Origin of the sequence: Aeromonas sp. V90_14, assembly GCF_029967615.1 — a bacterium.
Lineage (GTDB): Bacteria > Pseudomonadota > Gammaproteobacteria > Enterobacterales > Aeromonadaceae > Aeromonas > Aeromonas hydrophila.
Genome location: NZ_JASCAS010000046.1, coordinates 112,696 through 129,882, shown reverse-complemented (window position 1 = coordinate 129,882; position 17,187 = coordinate 112,696). Strand labels below are relative to the sequence as shown.

The following is a 17,187-nucleotide window of genomic DNA, read 5'->3' as shown; positions in this document are numbered from 1 at the left end:
TTGGGTTGAATATCTTGCAAATAGCACTATCCCCATACCAAGTGCTGACACCTGTGAAAGGGAAGACCTCCATCCAGACGAAAATCCGAGCAAGTATACTGTGGCCTCCGAAACGAATGGAACCCATTGGAATACCTAAATTTTGGTCTTTTGCTTCCAATCACAACGCCCTCCAAGCATCTAGAGGGCAAGATCCCCTTCCTCCTTACAGCCCCTCCCCTGCGAATCTGTGATCCCCTCTCAATTCCCCCTTCTTTTCGCTCAACAAACAGCACCGTTTGAGATACGATTTCCGCACGGTACCCAAGCTCCAAGCAAGGCTTACCCATGACAAGGAACTGTCATCTGATCACAGGGCAAAAGCAGCAATCTAGGAGCTGTAACTTAGGGGCGGTAGCTAAAAATTCACCAACTCAATATATTGGAGAATTAATGCGGAAATCCAAACTTTGAGACTTCGAAGGCTCAACTCCACCAGATGAGATTATAGTACTCTCTTTTAAAATGGTTTTCTAACTAGAAAGGAATTATTAATGCCAGATTGGATGTATGTTGTAATGATTTGTATTGGTGCTATAGGCGTATCTGCCATTTTTGCCTGGTTCTTAGCGAGTGTACTTGGTGAGATATTTGAAACGATCGCGCTATCTGATTTTTCGAAAGACTTCAAAGATACTGTAAAGCATAGCACCCCCACATGGGATGATATAAAGGAAATAGCATCATCAAGAGGTTTAACTCAATCAAAAATTCAGAACACAATAAGGAAATATCATCGTGAAATAATGGCTGGAAGAGAGGTGGACTTATCACCTCACAAAGAGTTAATAAAAGGCTATATTAATCAATACAAAAATGATGAACCTTTTGAGGGTCTCCCAAGCGAAATTAGAATTCATCTGGAGCGGTTGAGAGACCAAACAAGTGGAAACAATCATCTTCTAGAGCCACTGACATCTCAAATTAAAGACCTCCTAACAATTAACGAAAAAGAAAAAAGACATCAGAAATACTACACTATTGGCGGCTTTTTTATAGGGCTTGCTGGATTTATGTTTGCATTATATACAAGTCTTATTCAACCTGAAGTTGAACTAGCAAATAAAGAGCAACCAATACAACAGATACAAGTTACCAATAACCAGAAGAACTCGACATCTAAAAACGAAGTTAATTAATTCACTGAAAAATCTGGAGATAATAATTGAAGGTACCTCATACTGAGTTGACTAGCAGAGCAGGCGTCTATTTCTCAGGATACGCCCTCTCCATGTCTGGTATGATTTTTAGAGAAACAAGTTCGAGTGATGTTGGCATTGATGGACAGATCGGGTTAGTCAATGATGACGGTAGTACCACTGGTATGCTGATAGGTGTTCAGATTAAAAGTGGTGATTCATTTGTAAACCATAAACAAAAAAATTCACTTTTACATCCAGCAGAGAACACTATAAATACTGGTCTAGACTTATAATGCCAACTATAGGTATCGTTTTTTCACCTAAACTTGAAACTGCCTCATGGTTTGTTTTAGATAGTCATTATAAAGATATTCTTGAGAGAGATGCATCTTGCAGCATAACTCAAAAGCTCCATACGTCAAATGAGCTATCTATTAATGGCGATCCATTGCCATATATGTCCATGTATATCAGACAGTATTACGAAAGCCCGATAACTCAAGATATAATAGACAGATTCGATTCATTAAGAAATGAAGAGAGTGATGCGTTTAATGAAATGGAAAAAATGATAGCATGGAGTAAAATGATTGCGGCATTTTTCTCATTGAAAAGTAAACCAGAAATAATATGCGATATTGGATACCGCTTATCTTGGTATTTTCCTTCCGTTACTGAAAGGCAGAGGGAGATATTTAAGATGCGCATAAATAAAATGTCAGAACCTGAGCTATATAATATATTTAAAGGAATCAAACTTACATTAAAAAATGACTATGAAAAGACTTTCGAACTAATTATGGACCTTCTGATATATAAAAATAACATCTTAGATATGCTATCAGCCCTCCAAAAATCTAACTTACCTAATAGAAATGAAAAGAAGCAAATTATGTTTTTGATAGAATACGCAGAGCAATTTAAATAGAGATATTGCAGCGTCCCCTACTTAGTAGAGTAGGCAACCCCCACCTATTCAAAGCACACCAAGCGAATTAAAGCCACTGCATTCATCGTGTTAAAGAGCATCTAAACCAACAATGTCCATAACGGCACAGTTCAATTCAGCAGATAGACCAGTGGCGGCTCATCAATCTCATAATCCCTATCGACACCCTGCAGCCATCTGGAATTGATTGGGAAGTAGGTCTTGACTGTAGAGATAGCAGATTATCCCAAATTGCCATCAAATCTGCACTCCCTTGACTTAAATTCATTTATATAAATATGAGCAATACTAGCAATACTAAGAGATGCTTCTGATACTGACTGTTGCCCATTCTTTGGTGTTCATAAATACAATAACTATGAACGCTAAGTATTGTTAGTTCGGATAAAAAAAGAGAGATAGTCATCATGAAAGATAGCTTCAAGGGTTACTATAATACTGATAGTGGTAAACTGAAGGAATTATGGAAAAGTCCAGAAACATTATTTGTATTTGACACAAATGTTTTCCTCAATCTCTATGGTTATGCAAAGCAGACTAGAGATGACTTCTTCAAAATAATAAACGCGCTAAGTGAAAGGATTTGGATCCCTTACCATGTAGGCCTTGAATATCAGCGTAGAAGACTTGATATAATCAAGCATGAAAAGTCAATTTTTAATTCAATCGAAAAAAATTTAGAAAAAATACAGAATGTATTTAAAGGAGACTTTGAGCAATTAGCTTTAAAACGACGTTTTCCAAAGCTATATGAAAACACTGAAAAATTAGAAAATGAAGTTGGGAGAAGCATTTCTAGTTATAAACGTTCCGTGAAGCATTGGGATGATAATCAACCATGCGTAAGATCAAATGACGAAATCAGAAACAATTTAGATTTATATTTTGAAAACAAAGTGGGCAGCCCGCCACCTGACCAAGAATGGCTGGATGAAACTTTTAAAGAAGGGCAAGTAAGATACGATAATAAAATCCCTCCAGGTTTCAAAGACGCTGCTAAGTCGAAACAAGATACTGCTTTTTATCAGCACAATGGCTTGAAATATGACAAACAGTTTGGGGATTATATAATTTGGAAGCAACTTCTTGAAAAAGCCAGTAACGACGGTGTTAAATATATTATTTTTATCACTGATGACAATAAAGATGACTGGTGGTTAAACATGGAGTCAAATGGAAAAAAACAAATTGGCCCATTACCAGAACTCCAATCTGAGATTTATAGAACCACGAGCGTCAATTCATTTCACATGTATTCGACGGCAACGTTTCTTGAAGATGGGAAATCAAATCTAGCTGTGGACGTGAAAGAAAGCTCAATACAAGACGCGATAAACCAAATGATTAGTGTTGATTCTGGAAATAAAGAGAGTTCAATTGCCTCCTTGCTAGACTCAATTTTCATTAGTGACAACCATATTAAATGGTACAATGCATATAGTATATCAGAAAAAAACAATAAAAATCGCAAAAAGCATCTGAATAACCTATTAACCAAATATAATAAAGATGAGTATATAAAGTCTAAAGAAATTTTACTTGAACACTTTATAGATAATGAACACCTAGCGCTCGATATTAAAGATAATTATTACACAGATGAATACATAAATTATTTATTAAAAATTCATGAAGCCCGCAATAGTTTATTAAGACTTAAAGACTCTGAAAAGAAATCACGTTCTTCATCAAAAAACAACAATGAAAGTAATGAGGAAGGCGATAGTGATGAATAGTTTTTTTAAAATCGGTGCTATTCAATTACTGGATTGAAAAGGTAAAAACAGCAGACATCGGCCAGAGGCCGATGTCTGTCTACTACCTCATGAACAACGCCTTTAAGCATTAAGCCCCCTCCCCATCACACTCACACCTTGTCGGGCTTTCTCAGCCAACACCTTCCGCAGCTCAGCTGTAACTTCCTCTGCCGGCACACTGCGATTTCGTAGGTAAACTCTCACCTCCGCCTCCATCTCACATACTCGCAGGGACACCTGGCGGCCAACTGGCGCAGCGCTGGGAACGGGATTATTACGCAGGATAATAGCCCTTACCTCCGCCGGCCGCGGCGCATACTGCCGATCGACATCCTCCCCAAGCTGCAGCACCGCCTCGCGGATCTGCTGCGCATTGAAGCCCCTTAGCATGCTCCCCCAGGCCAGCGCTACACCGCGGGCATTGCTGTCCAGCTGGTTAGCACTGGCAGGCCAAAGTCCTGCCATCAATGGCAGCAGCTCCTCAGCCAAGAACACCGACATGCGGGCGCTGACCTGCAGAGCATCCCCTGATGCGCTCAGGGCCGTCGTCTCGTCAGAGGGGAGTGCTGTCGTCATAGACTCCCCTCCCCGACTCTCTGAGTGCCTTAGCGGCCTGCTGGGCAGCCTGCAGGTTTTCCAGTGGCTTGCGCTGCGCAGTGGTCCGGAACGAGCTGGCAGCCCGGCGGATCCAGTTACGCCAGGTCTTCTCCCAGTCCAGCTTGACGGCCTTTGCGCCGGGCAGTGCCTGCCAGTAATCCGCGAACGTGGCCGCCTCCAGCAAGATCCGCTCCCTGGGGAGGCCTGTCTCCTGGATAGCCCACCTCCCCCACTCGCCTGGGAGCACCCAGTCGTTCGGCAAGCGTGTACCTCGTCGTGGGGGCTCACTGTCTGGGCGTTTGTCCCCTTGGGGGGATACAGGGGGGATCTTTGGTTCAATGACTGGATCTAAAGAGTGACTGATTCTATGTGCATCTCTTGCACATCTGGATGTGCATGAGATTCACTATCAAGTATCAACAAGTAGACATTTGACCTCTTCCCATTGGGGCCTTTCCGAGCCTGCTTAATCAAAAGGCCAGCAGTACACAACGCATCGATATGACTGATCACTGAGCGACGCGAAATCTCACATTGATCGGCGATATGTTGACTGCTTTAAAAATTGCTAGAGCAGGCCAAGAGCTTGAAACTGACAAAGTGGCCATGCACGGAGTTTTATTGTTGCTTTCGCTATCGTCAGTAAATAGGTTAATTTTTAATAAATCGCATAGAAATGTCGATTGCTATTAATTATATATCGATAGTACTCGGTATCGTGGACCCATAAGATGACGCATTTCAGTGAAATATGACACAGCCACTTTTCTATAAAAAGCTCAGTTTTTAGACTATCTTAGCCGTATAAATGGTAATCGCTTCTCAACGCTACAGCATAGTCCATTCTAAAATTCAACTTAATTCCATTGAGCGTTCAGTAATCAGTATCAACTGAGGAAATACAGACCTCACCTAGATGAGAATTTTCGGTATAACACCCTATTTTCAATAAACTGTCATACCGCAATGAACATCAACAAATCAAGCAACCACCATTAAAGCACCAATCTATATACAGGTTAATGAGTAACCATTCTTGATGGCATATAACGGCTCTATTGCCATATTATGGCAATGTTTATCGGTGATTTTTCCAGATTTTTGCATGCAAATCGCTATGATTTTATCATGTACACAAAACCGAATCATTAAAAAATAGCTCTTTAAAAAACAAAGCCTTAAGCTAGTAAAACTATTAGCTCAATATCAAAAATCCGTGCCACTATATGGCAATAAGCATTTGGCGCTGCCATATGGCGGCAGACACTTCTACACAACGCCTTACTGAGCCTATTTACCATACAGACAACTCAGAAAACCCATCAAAATATGAAGATAAAGCGACTAGATATGCATTTATCATCCCTTCCATACTCGTCTTAGTATCTTGTCCCAAGATAGTACAATGGGATACCATTAATTATAACCAAGCTGCCTTGTCGCACCCAATCGAAACCCAACCAAGGAATACCTTATTATGCATCTCATGCATGGCTTCGACGCCACCTTGTAGATATTCAATAATTATACCTTTTCATGCTGACCTTCACTTACATCCCCTGTATTTCAAGATGAAATCTGTTCTATATAAAAGCCATGTTAAATACAATAATTCTGAGTAGCAATTCATGCTATCTCACTCACTATAAGTTATATTTTTAATTTTGCTAATTTATTACGGTAAGTGACAGAGTTACGACTCATTTACTGGCGGAGAAAAGACAAATATAACATGCATTACTGCTCAGAGTGAAAAATGAAGAAGCCTGGAATCTTAAATTCAATACAAATAAAACCATCACTAATATCACACTCTGATAATAATCTTATCCAGACCTGTTCAACTTGGAGACACTGGATGTTATTCGTCACGCGGGAGATGGTACGTAAGGCGGTGAATATCTACAACGTGGAGCGACTGTATCATGTGTTGAAATACAGAATCCCCGATGTGGTAAATCGGGGATTCTGAGTGGAAAAATGCTAGTTGAAATTGTGTAAATCGGCGTTGTTGCCCAAATCGATATAGCTTGAATGGAACTAACTGAGAACTTGGTGATCTGATCACTACCATCCTCTTCAACTCTGCATCATGGGCGGCGGGGCCGCAGCCCGCTTTACACTGGCCAGACCATCTGTACCTTCCTGATGCTCAAGGGGATTTTCAACCTCACTCTGCGGGCCACTCAGGGACTACTCGACTCCCTGTTCGAGTTGATGAATGTGCCATTGTGCGCACCGGACCATAGCTGTGTCAGCAAGCGCGCCCGCACGGTGACAGTGGCCTATCGGCAGCCCAGCAAGGGGCGCATCACCGGCCTGGTTATCGACTCGACTGGCCTGAAGGTGTTTGGCGAAGGCGAATGGAAGGTCAGAAAACATGGCGCGGAGAAGCGGCAAGTCTGGCGCAAGTTGCATCTGGCGGTAGACCCGGTGACCCACGATATCGTGGCGGCGGAAGTCTCGCTGGAAAATGTCCATGATGCCGAGGTGTTGCCCACCTTGCTCAACCCTCTGCGGCGTAAGCTGGGACATGTTTATGCGGATGGCGCCTATGACAGCAAAGCCAGCCATCTGCTTATCTCGCGCAAAGGTGCGACAGCCTGTATCCCGCCTCGCAAGAGCGCGGGGTTATGGAAAAAGGGACACCCAAGAAATGACGCTGTGCTGGTGCTGCGTAAGGAAGGGCTGGCACACTGGAAGAAGATAACGGGGTATCACCGTCGCTCACTGGCAGAGACAGCAATCAGTTGCTGGCGGGGAAAATCAGCCTGCGTAACTACAACGGCCAAGTGGGAGAAGTCATGGCGTATGTCAGCGCCATAAACACACTGAATACCCTTTGTCTAGCTATCAGAAAGCCCCGAGTCTAACGGTCACCAGGAGCTGGGGAAGTCATGACTTGCAGGCTGATTTGGGCAACAACACCACTCTATACCCAACCATCAAGGGCTAACACGAGCCAAAATTTTTATTGAAATTTACATATCATAACCATAAGCCAAATTGCTCCATAGCCATTTTCATTGCTTTTATAATACACAAAAACAATTATTAAATTGATTTTCACAGTATGAAGGCGGCGGTTTGTTTTTATATATCATAAAAACAACCGTCTAAAATAATCGCAAATTGACATGTGTAGCTGTGATGTTTAACCTCCTAAAAAACAGGAGGATATATGAACAACAATGAGCCAACACTAATAAAAACCAAAACACTATTAAAACAACTTGGCATATCCAGATCGACGCTGTATAGATGGATTAAAGAAGAAAAATTCCCACCACCTCTCAATAAAGGCTTTTATTCGACTGCAGCGGTAAACAACTGGATATCAAGGGGAAAGCACTCATCTTAGATGATGAATTATATGATTTCATGGTTCGGTTATATTTAGAGTTCCTGCAATGATTTTACTGCCTCCATTAATTTTTTATCCCATAACTCATATGCCTCACGTTGCTCATCAATCCAATCATGTAGATTGTAAATAGCCATGACACCCGCCATCCTGTGACCAAGAATTTTCTCGGTTACCTGTGGCATAACGCGCTCTTCCGATAGGCGAGTACTCAACGTTCGACGCATGTCGTGCATACGCCAATACGGCAGCTCCAGTTTATCTCGCACACGCTCAGCTAGCTGGATGAGAGATGCGCTACTCAGTGACTGCGTTTGATTCACCGGAGAGCGACATACAGGTCCCCCCTTTAGCCGAGATCTCACGGCCGTTTCTTGCAGCAACATCATCACCCTACTAGGAATAGGCCTACGTATTGGCGCCCCACATTTGGCACGAGCAGCGGGAACCGTCCAAATTTGCTCCTCCATATTGAACTCACTCCACTGTGCACCCAATGCCTCGCCGCTGCGACAGCCTAGCAGGATCACCAATTTGGCTGCCAATTTTAATCCGCGGCTGGCCCTGCTCTGTTCAAATGCAATCCAAATCTGAGCGAGTTCACGCATGGTCAACACACGAGTGCCTCTCTCAGGTTGAGAGCCCACATCTTCGGTGCGTAATTGCAGCACCGGGGAGCCGCCAATGAGATTACGCCGAATACAAAAACTAAGAATGGATTTTAACCTGCGCAATAAATGCCCTGCGTTTTTCGGCTTTTTCTTGCCAATCTTATCAAACCACTCCAGCCAGCTCGAAAACGGGATCTGTTCAACCGGAATACCAATAAACAGAGGTTCGAAATAGCGCTGCATGGTATGCTCATAGAGCATGACCGTACGGGGCCGCAGCTTGGGCAGATGGTGCTCACGAAAATGCTCGCAGCACTGTTTCAGTGTGACATCATGCTTCTGGTGGAGCTTATCCCAGAAAACTCTGGGATGTTCATTACGCTCAAGTGCACCACGGATAGCAGGGATCAACGCCCTGGCATCAGCGAGTTTAAGGTCGGGATAGCGTCCAATTTTGAGTCTCGCCGCTTTTCCTTGCCAACGATAGCGATATTGCCACGAGATGGTGCCTCGTTCGGTGACCCGAGCTGACAATCCATCACGGTCTGACAATTCCCTCTTGCCAAAGTAGGGCTTACCATAGAGGGCCCGTAGCTTCGTATCAGTAAGTGGCATATGACTCTCCTATGACTGGTCATCTGATTTTTCACTGACACATTAACGCGTCCTAACGTGTACACAGATATGTACCAAACTGGTCTGAAACGGACTGAATCAAGATCGGACAAAGTGAGACAATCTGAGATAACACTCCGTATAACGACTTGTTTTTCAAGCATATAGACACAATTCAGAACCACGAAATGAACCAGCAGACAAATCCTACCTTCTATTTCCACGACTACGAGACCTTCGGCATCAGTCCGGCCAAGGACAGACCGGCGCAGTTTGCCGGCATTCGTACCGATGCGGATTTCAACCTCATCGGCGAGCCGCTGGTCATCTATTGCAAGCCGCCCGCTGACTATCTGCCGGAGCCGGAAGCGTGCCTGATCACCGGCATAACACCGCAAAAAGCGATGAAGGACGGGCTGTGCGAGGCGGATTTCATCCGTCAGATCCACGAGCAGTTCGCCACCCCGGGCACCTGCGTGCTGGGCTACAACAGCATCCGCTTCGATGACGAGGTGACCCGCTACACCCTCTATCGCAACTTCTATGACCCCTATGCCTACGCCTGGCAGAACGGCAACTCCCGCTGGGACATTCTCGACATGCTGCGGGCCTGCTATGCCCTGCGCCCGGAGGGGATCGAGTGGGCGTTTGATGAAGAGGGCAAACCGAGTTTCAAGCTGGAGAAGCTCACCGTTGCCAACGGCGTGGCCCACGCCAATGCCCACGATGCACTGTCCGACGTGCTGGCCACCATCGAGATGGCCAAGCTGGTGAAAAAGGCCCAGCCCAAGCTGTTCGGCTACCTGTTTGACCTTCGCAACAAGAACAAGGTGAAGGCCCTCATCGACGTGGTGACCATGAAGCCGCTGGTGCATGTCTCCGGCATGTTCTCCCCCTGGCAGGGGTGCGCAAGCTGGGTCTCGCCGCTCGCCTGGCACCCCAGCAACCAGAATGCGGTGATCATGGTGGATCTGACCCGCGACCCCACCCCGCTCATCGAGCTCACCAGCGAGGAGATCCGCGAGCGTCTCTACACCAAGAAAGAGGAGCTGGGGGATATGGCCGGCATTCCGGTGAAGCTGGTGCACATCAACAAGTGCCCGGTGCTGGCGCCGGCCGCCACCCTGACGGCGGAGCGCGCCGACCAGCTTGGCATCGACCGGGAGCAGTGCCGCAAGAGCCTGGATCTGCTGCGCGCCCACCCCGAAGTGCGGGAAAAGCTGGTGGAAGTGTTCAATCAGGAGTTTGCCGGCAGCAATGATGGCGATCCGGATACCCAGCTCTACGCCGGCTTCTTCGGTCACGGCGACAAGTCCACCATGGATCTGGTGCGCGCCACCCCGGCGGATCTGCTGGGTGAGCGGGAGTTTGCCTTCACCGACTCACGGCTGCCGGAGATGCTGTTCCGCTACCGCGCCCGCAACTGGCCGCACACCTTGAGCGAAGCGGAGCAAAAGCGCTGGCGCCTGCACTGCAGCGACTACTTCAGCCGCCGTCTGCCGGACTATGTACCGCGCCTCGAGGCGCTGGCCGAGCAGAATCAGGGTAACGAACGGAACTTTGCCATCCTCAAGAGCCTCTATCACTACCTCGAAAATCTGTGAGATGTGACCCGCCTCACGGTTAAATGACTGTACGCTCCCCCGCCCAGCGACATAATGGGAAGGGGAGCAAAGACTCCTGATGTTTCAATTATTTGTGCGCTAACATTGCACTAACGGCCGGTTGGCCTATCGACCCTTGGGGATGCCGCATCCGATGCGTTCAGGATTATCCGGTTTTGGTTTGCTCATCTGCGCCCTGCTGCCATCGGCCAGCATGGCGGGTGTGCGTTTTGATGTCCCCGACTACCTGCTGCAGCTGCCTCAGCAGACCTATCAGCTGATCGAGAGCAACTTCAGCCGCCTCTATCAGCAGACCGACTTTACCCCCCAGATCACCAACAGCTATTTCAATCGCTCCGATCTCTACAACTTCGTCGGCGTGCCGCTGGCCATCACCCCCCAGGCCGGTTTCCAGCTGGAAGTGTTCGGCCAGCTCTACAACCGCGCCTCCCAGAGCTATGTGCACATGAGCCAGGACATGTCGCTCTATCGGATGATCCGGGCCGATATGATGGGCAACACCAACGATGAAGTGGCCATCGGCATGGGGCTCGGCATTCCGCTCACGGCGCAGCTCACCTTCAAGGCGCTGCTTTCCAGCAACGAGATCCCGGGCTATGGCGCCGCCAATTACGCCATCGGCTTCGAGTGGCGTTACTGACCCCGGTATAGCTGCTCCTTTCACAATAAATTCAGGCTCCCATGGGAGCCTGAATCATGATTGCCAGCGTGCTCAGCGGTAGCGGATCACTCGCCCCTCGCCCCCTTGCAGGGTGAGCGAGGTACCGACTGCCCCCTCATCCCAGAAATCCTCGCCCCCTGCCGGCAACAGAAACTCCTGAGGCTGCGCCTCCCAGTTGAAGAGGCAGAGCAGGGTACCGCCTTGTGGCAGGCTCACTTCCCCACAGGCAAAGTCCATCGACTCGAAACGGGCGCCAGGGGCGCGCGCCGCGCAGAGCTCGAGCAGCTTGCGCAGTTGCGCCGCCTGCACCTCGTCGAGATCCTGCAGCCGGTCCCCCGCCAGCATTATGCCGCCGCTTGCCACCAGCGCCGCCAGATGGAAACGGTACTCGGCAGGGCTCGCCTGCTGGCTCGGCAGATCCCGCAAACAGATGCAGTCAGGATCGAGGGCCCACAGCCGGTCGTTCTGCCAGGCGCGGCAGAAGGCCTCGCGAGCGATCTGGCGATAACGATGACCACTGCGCTCCACGTCATCGCTCACCCGCATGCCGTGCACCAGCCCAAGGCTTGGCCAGATGGGGGCGTTGCAGCCGAGCAGGAAGGCCCCCTCGCCCGCCCCGCGCAGGATGGCGGCCATGCCGCGTCGGTAAGCCTCCACCCGAGTGGCGGCCGGGTCGTGGAAGCGGCCACCGTGGATGGCCCCCCAGAAGTTGGCATCGAGCTTGAAGTAGTGGATGCCCCACTGCTCGCGCAGGGTACGAAACACCCGCTCGAGGTGAGCCTGCACCTCGGGGTGAGTGCCATCCAGCACATACCAGGGGGTGCAGCGCCAGCCGCCGTAGGTAACCCGCTCGGAGGGCAGCGGCAGCCCGTCATCCCCCTTCACGAACCAGTCGGGATGCTCCTGAAACACCTGGGAGCCAGGCTCGGCGATAAAGGGGGCCACCCAGAGCGCGGGCTCGCAGCCGGCACCTTTGATCTCGGCGGCCAGGGACGCCACCCCCTGCTCGAACTTGGCCGACGGGGTGAGCCAGTCGCCCATCTTGGCCTGATAACCGTCGTCAATCTGCACGTAGCGCAGGGCCGGGAAACGCTCGGCACGCACCTGCAGGTTCTCACGAATGTCGGCGGCGCTCACGTCCGCGTAGTAGTGATACCAGGAGCACCAGCCGCTGGGGCGTTCGCCAACCTGGCCGATCAGCGAGCCATGCTCGGCTTCGATCCGCTGCGCCAGTTCGGCCAGCAGTGCTTCCCGATCTTTCCCCTCGAGGCAGAGCAGCGCCTCGCTCTGCCAGAACTGGCCGGCCGGGAGTGCACGCCCCTCACAATTCATCAGGATCTGCAGCCGACCATCGGGGTAGAGCCGAAACTCCCCGCCAAAGCGCTGACAACTGGCAAAGGCGAGCAGCAGCCAGCCCTTGTCATGCTCCACCAGCAGCAGGTTGTGCACAGTGTGATAACCCTGATCATCGGTGATGCGATAGACACCGGCATCGGGGCAACGGCCGACCGGTTGCGGCGCTTGCCAGCTGCCCATGGTCTGGGCCAGCATCTGGAAGCCTTCGCCGTAGATGGCGCACGCGGGCGAGAGACCGAGCTTGCCGTCAAACAGCGTCCAGTGCCCGACCCGGGCCTCGCTGCTGCCGGTGTTGTCGAGCCGCACCCGGCACAGGGGACCCTCCCACTGGCGGGTTTGCAGCAACGAAGGGGACAGATGGTGGTCGTCCGCCAGCTGGCGCAGGCGGGACAAGAGAGATGTCATGGCGACTCCTTGTGGTTCGAATAGGGTTCTATCTGAAAATCTTCAATTAAATCAGCCTCAAACGAACTGATTTCAGCTGTTATTGTTTTAATGCCGCAACCCGGCCTCTCTGGTAGACTGGCGTATTCCTTAGTTCACCGTTACCAAGATGGGGCTCCTGTGATCGCGCAACGTGCCTTGCTGTACCTTCGTGACTTTCTGGTCATCGTCGCCTGCCTGCTGGCGGGCAAAACCCTGGCAGCCATCCTGCCGTTTGCCTTCCCCGGCAGCATCATCGGCATGCTGCTGCTGTTTGTGCTGCTCTCCCTGCAACTGGTGAAACTGCACTGGGTTGAGCTTGGCGCCGGCCTGCTGCTGCGCCACATGGGGGTCTTGTTCGTGCCGGTGGCAGTCGGACTGGTGGCCTGGCTGGAGCCGCTGCGCCAATCCTTCGGCCTCATCATGCTCTGCATCGTACTCGGGATCGTGCTGATCCTCGGCACCGTCGGCCGCCTCTACCAGAGGATGAACAAATGATCTTCTGGCTGGCCATTCCCTTGACCCTGGCGCTCTACTTCGCCACCCGGGCCCTCTATCGCAAGCTGCCCTGGCCCATCATCAACCCGGTGCTGGTGCCCACCGCCGTCATCATCGGCCTGCTGCTCTGGTTCGATCTGCCGTTGGAGCAGTACGAGAGCGGCACCCACCCCATCACGGCACTGCTGGAGCCGGCGGTGGTGGCGCTGGCGCTGCCCCTTTATCAGCAGGCCCGCCAGATCCAGGCCAGGCTCAAGCCCATCCTAATCTGTACCCTGAGCTCGGTCTTGATCTCGGTCTGCACTACCTTGCTGATCGGTCATTTTATGGGCGCCGATCCGGCACTACTAGCCTCGCTCGCCACCAAATCCATCACCACGCCGCTCGCCATGAGCGTCAGCCAGTCCCTGGGCGGCATTCCCGCCATCGCCGCCGCCGTGGTGGTGGTGGTCGGGATCGTCGGCGCCCTGATCGGCTTCCCCCTGCTCAAACTGATGCGGGTCACCGACCCCGAAGCCCAGGGGCTGGCCATGGGGGCCTGCGCCCACGCCATCGGCACCGCCACCTCCGCCGAGCAGGGCATCACCCAGGGGGCCTTTGCCTCGCTGGCCATGGTGGTGTGCGGCATCCTCACCGCCGCCGTCGCCCCCCTGCTGTTTGCCATTTACCACTGGTTGAGCTGAAGAGCACCCTTTTCCGCGATGGCGGGCCTGCGGGCCCGCCGATGTGCGACCTGCCGCACAATTTGCACAAGACAAACGTTTCCATTACCATCCCCCTCCGTTTGCCCGTCAGGGCGTGAGCACGCTCACACATTTAGCCGAGCTTGCTCCCTACAATGGCCCCCCAATTGGCCTTTGAGGACACACTATGCATCCCCGTTTTGCCAAGCCACTCGATACCCTGTCCGCCCCGCTCAAGGCGGCGCTGCTGCCCATGCTGGGCGATGATTTCCAGGCTCGCTTCACCCCGGATCAGGTCGCCACGCTGAAGGCCGCCACCGGTCTTGACGATCGCGCCCTGCGCCTGGCCCTGCTGCCGCTGGCCGCCGCCTGCTCGGTGGCCCCCATCTCCAAGTTCTTCGTCGGTGCCATCGCCTGCGGCCTGAGCGGCACCTGGTATTTCGGCGCCAACATGGAGTTTGCAGGTCAAGGGCTGTTCCACTCGGTCCATGCCGAGCAGTCCGCCATCTCCAACGCCTGGCTGGGTGGCGAGACCGGCATCTCAGAAATCACCGTCAACTACACCCCCTGCGGCCACTGCCGTCAGTTCATGAACGAGCTGAGCACCGCAAAGCTCCTGAAAGTCTCTCTGCCGGATGATTTGAGCGCGCTGCAATCCTTCTTGCCCCACTCGTTCGGCCCGGCGGATCTGGACATCACGGACGCGCTGATGAGCCCGCAGGCCCACGACGAGCTCACGCTTGAGAGCGACGATCCGCTGTGGCAGGCCGCGCTGGCCGCCGCCCGCCAGAGCTACGCCCCCTACAGCCAGGGTTATGCCGCGGTGGCGCTGCAGTTCGCCGACGGTCACATCTTCTGCGGTCGCTACGCCGAAAACGCCGCCTTCAACCCCAGCCTGCCACCGATGCAGATGGCCTGTGCCCACGCGGTGCTGGGCGGCGAGGATCTCGCCACCATCCGCCGCGCCGTGCTGCTGGAGAGCAAGGATGGCCAGATCAGCCAGCAGGACTCCGCCCGCGCCACCCTCAAGGCGCTCGGTTCGGTCGAGCTGGAGTATCAGGCGGTCTGACCTGCCGTTGCCCGAAACAACAAGGGGAGCCAGTGGCTCCCCTTGTTGTTTCGTGGTGATCGGCAGCAAGCCTGCCGGGCCCCGTCAGGACTCCCAGATGATGCTCTGGGAAGAGGACCAGGCGTCGCCGAGATCGGCATACTTCTGCTCCAGCAGGTGGCGGCGGATCTTCATGGTCGGGGTGAGCACCCCGTTCTCGATGTTCCAGGGGCTCTTCACCACCAGGATGCCGCGGATTTTGGCATGGGACTCCAGCTGCTCGTTGACCCGGTTGCGGGCCGCCTCCAGCTGGGCATTGACCTGATTGCGATCCCCCTTCATGGCGCTCTCCGCCAGCTGCACCAGCGCCACCGGCTGCGGCATGCCGTAGCCAATCACGCACAGCTGCTCGATGATGGGCTCCTGGCCGAGCAGTCCCTCGATGGGCACCGGTGCCACATACTTGCCCTTGGCGGTCTTGAACACGTCCTTCATGCGACCGGTGATGGTGAGATAACCCTCCCGATCCAGCTTGCCCATGTCGCCGGTGTGCAGCCAGCCCTCTTCGTCGATGGCTTCACGGCTGTGCTCGGGATCCTTGTAGTAACCCAGCATCATCCCCTCGCAGCGACAGAGGATCTCCCCTTCGTCGGAGATCTTGATGGTGACCCCCGGCCCCGCCTTGCCGACCGTGCCTATCTTGTCGGCCCGAAATGGGTAGTTGAGAGTGGAGAAGGCGTGGTTCTCGGTCATGCCCCAGGCCTCGGTGATCTCGATGCCGATGCTGTGATACCACTCGAGCAGGGCCGGTGCCACCGGCGCCGAGCCACAGCCCAGCACCCGCGCCTGATCCAGCCCCAGCCCCTTTTGCAGCTTGCGCTTGATGAGGCCCGACACGAACGGGATCTTGAGCAGCAGCTCGAGTTTCTTCTGGGGCAGCTTCTCGTGGATCTTGATGCGGAACATGGCCCACAGCCGTGGCACCGAGATGAACACGGTAGGACGGCAGCGTTTGACGTCCTCGATGAAGGTATCGAGGGACTCGGGGAAGGCGATCTCGGCGCGGCCATAGAGGCTGCCGCCATAGACATAGACCCGCTCGGTGATGTGGGCCAGCGGCAGGTAGGAGAAGCCGCGATCCTGCTCGCACAGCCCGACTGCCTCCACCAGCTTCTCGCACGACCAGGCGTAGCGCTCGACGCTCAGCATGGCCCCTTTCGGCTTACCGGTGCTGCCGGAGGTGTAGACCAGACTCAGCAGGGAGTCCGGAGCCTGCACCGGACTGTCCGGGATGGGTTCGTGCTGCTCCAGCAGATCGTCCCACTGGTGGGCCGCCGGCATGGTGTCATAGGGAAAGGCGATGCGCAGCAATTCGGCGGGCACCCCCGCCTCCTGGCTCTTCCAGTCATCGAGCTTGCCGACGAAAATCGCCTTGGCCTCGCTGTGGCGCAGCACGTATTCGATGGTGTCGACGTTGGCGGTGGGGTAGATGGGCACGCTCACGTACTGCCCCATCTGCATGGCGAGATCGGCGATGAACCACTGGGCGCAGTTCTTGGAGAGCAGCGCCACCTTGTCGCCGGCCACCAGCCCCAGCTGACGCAGCGCCGTCACCATGCGGCGGGCCTCGTCAGCGACCTCACCCCAGGTGAAGTCCAGGTATTCGCGGTTGATGGTTTGACGCAGATAGACTCGGTCAGGACACTGCCGCTCCCATTGGTAGAGCATTTCGAGCGGCAGTTTATTGGCAATACGCGAGGAGGAAGCCATAGTTTAATCCCTGAAACAAAAGGCGAAACTTATTATTAACCTTTCACTA

Annotated in this window: 14 protein-coding genes and 1 pseudogene; 10 read left to right on the top strand and 5 right to left on the bottom strand. The window is 52.2% G+C overall.

Features of this window, described 5'->3' with window-relative positions; genetic code table 11:
• Window positions 1–533 precede the first annotated feature (533 nt).
• From QLG02_RS20040 to QLG02_RS20025, 4 genes are all read left to right on the top strand, one after another.
• On the top strand, window positions 534–1,178 hold the full coding sequence (locus QLG02_RS20040) for a hypothetical protein (protein ID WP_282465978.1): 645 nt from the start codon (window positions 534–536) through the stop codon (window positions 1,176–1,178).
• A gap of 26 nt (window positions 1,179–1,204) precedes the next feature.
• Window positions 1,205–1,474: a DUF4365 domain-containing protein gene (locus tag QLG02_RS20035; RefSeq protein WP_348994640.1), complete on the top strand. Its 270-nt coding sequence runs from the start codon at window positions 1,205–1,207 to the stop codon at window positions 1,472–1,474.
• Window positions 1,474–2,109, top strand: a complete 636-nt coding sequence (locus QLG02_RS20030) for a hypothetical protein (protein ID WP_282465977.1) — start codon at window positions 1,474–1,476, stop codon at window positions 2,107–2,109. Before QLG02_RS20035 ends, QLG02_RS20030 begins: the two co-directional genes overlap by 1 nt.
• A 428-nt stretch (window positions 2,110–2,537) precedes the next feature.
• Complete coding sequence (locus tag QLG02_RS20025) at window positions 2,538–3,866, top strand: PIN domain-containing protein (RefSeq protein WP_282465976.1); 1,329 nt, start codon at window positions 2,538–2,540, stop codon at window positions 3,864–3,866.
• A 102-nt stretch (window positions 3,867–3,968) separates the two neighbouring features.
• Here the strand turns inward: QLG02_RS20025 and QLG02_RS20020 are convergent, their stop codons facing one another.
• Together QLG02_RS20020 and QLG02_RS20015 are read right to left on the bottom strand one after the other, a co-directional pair.
• The gene (locus QLG02_RS20020; protein ID WP_282465975.1) at window positions 3,969–4,463 is read right to left on the bottom strand and encodes a hypothetical protein; all 495 of its coding nucleotides are present in this window, start codon (window positions 4,461–4,463) and stop codon (window positions 3,969–3,971) included.
• Window positions 4,441–4,668 (bottom strand): hypothetical protein, encoded by a 228-nt coding sequence (locus QLG02_RS20015; RefSeq protein WP_270828323.1) that lies wholly within the window; start codon window positions 4,666–4,668, stop codon window positions 4,441–4,443. Before QLG02_RS20015 ends, QLG02_RS20020 begins: the two co-directional genes overlap by 23 nt.
• A 1,904-nt stretch (window positions 4,669–6,572) precedes the next feature.
• Between QLG02_RS20015 and QLG02_RS20010 the strand changes: the two are divergent.
• A pseudogene (locus QLG02_RS20010) lies at window positions 6,573–7,357 on the top strand (IS5 family transposase); the annotation flags it as partial.
• A gap of 523 nt (window positions 7,358–7,880) precedes the next feature.
• On the opposite strand, the gene QLG02_RS20005 reads toward QLG02_RS20010, so the two are convergent.
• Window positions 7,881–9,074, bottom strand: a complete 1,194-nt coding sequence (locus QLG02_RS20005; RefSeq protein WP_282465974.1) for a site-specific integrase — start codon at window positions 9,072–9,074, stop codon at window positions 7,881–7,883.
• Between the two features lie 188 nt (window positions 9,075–9,262).
• Here QLG02_RS20005 and sbcB point away from each other — a divergent pair, with 188 nt between their 5' ends.
• Both sbcB and QLG02_RS19995 read left to right on the top strand, forming a co-directional pair.
• Window positions 9,263–10,678, top strand: coding sequence for an exodeoxyribonuclease I (sbcB, locus tag QLG02_RS20000; protein WP_282465973.1), 1,416 nt, complete (start codon window positions 9,263–9,265; stop codon window positions 10,676–10,678).
• 154 nt (window positions 10,679–10,832) lie between these two features.
• Entirely contained in the window at window positions 10,833–11,339 is a 507-nt protein-coding gene (locus QLG02_RS19995) for a hypothetical protein (protein WP_282465972.1), read from the top strand.
• A gap of 72 nt (window positions 11,340–11,411) precedes the next feature.
• Here the strand turns inward: QLG02_RS19995 and QLG02_RS19990 are convergent, their stop codons facing one another.
• Entirely contained in the window at window positions 11,412–13,121 is a 1,710-nt protein-coding gene (locus QLG02_RS19990; protein ID WP_282465971.1) for a glycoside hydrolase family 36 protein, read from the bottom strand.
• Between the two features lie 159 nt (window positions 13,122–13,280).
• Between QLG02_RS19990 and QLG02_RS19985 the strand changes: the two genes are divergently transcribed.
• The 3 genes from QLG02_RS19985 (at window position 13,281) to cdd (ending at window position 15,389) form a co-directional block, all read left to right on the top strand.
• Window positions 13,281–13,637, top strand: a complete 357-nt coding sequence (locus QLG02_RS19985; protein ID WP_024944025.1) for a CidA/LrgA family protein — start codon at window positions 13,281–13,283, stop codon at window positions 13,635–13,637.
• Window positions 13,634–14,320: an LrgB family protein gene (locus QLG02_RS19980; protein WP_270828327.1), complete on the top strand. Its 687-nt coding sequence runs from the start codon at window positions 13,634–13,636 to the stop codon at window positions 14,318–14,320. Before QLG02_RS19985 ends, QLG02_RS19980 begins: the two co-directional genes overlap by 4 nt.
• A gap of 187 nt (window positions 14,321–14,507) precedes the next feature.
• Entirely contained in the window at window positions 14,508–15,389 is an 882-nt protein-coding gene (gene cdd / locus QLG02_RS19975; RefSeq protein ID WP_282465970.1) for a cytidine deaminase, read from the top strand.
• Between the two features lie 84 nt (window positions 15,390–15,473).
• Here cdd and QLG02_RS19970 read toward each other — a convergent pair whose 3' ends face one another.
• Complete coding sequence (locus QLG02_RS19970) at window positions 15,474–17,138, bottom strand: AMP-binding protein (protein WP_016350478.1); 1,665 nt, start codon at window positions 17,136–17,138, stop codon at window positions 15,474–15,476.
• Window positions 17,139–17,187: the final 49 nt, after the last annotated feature.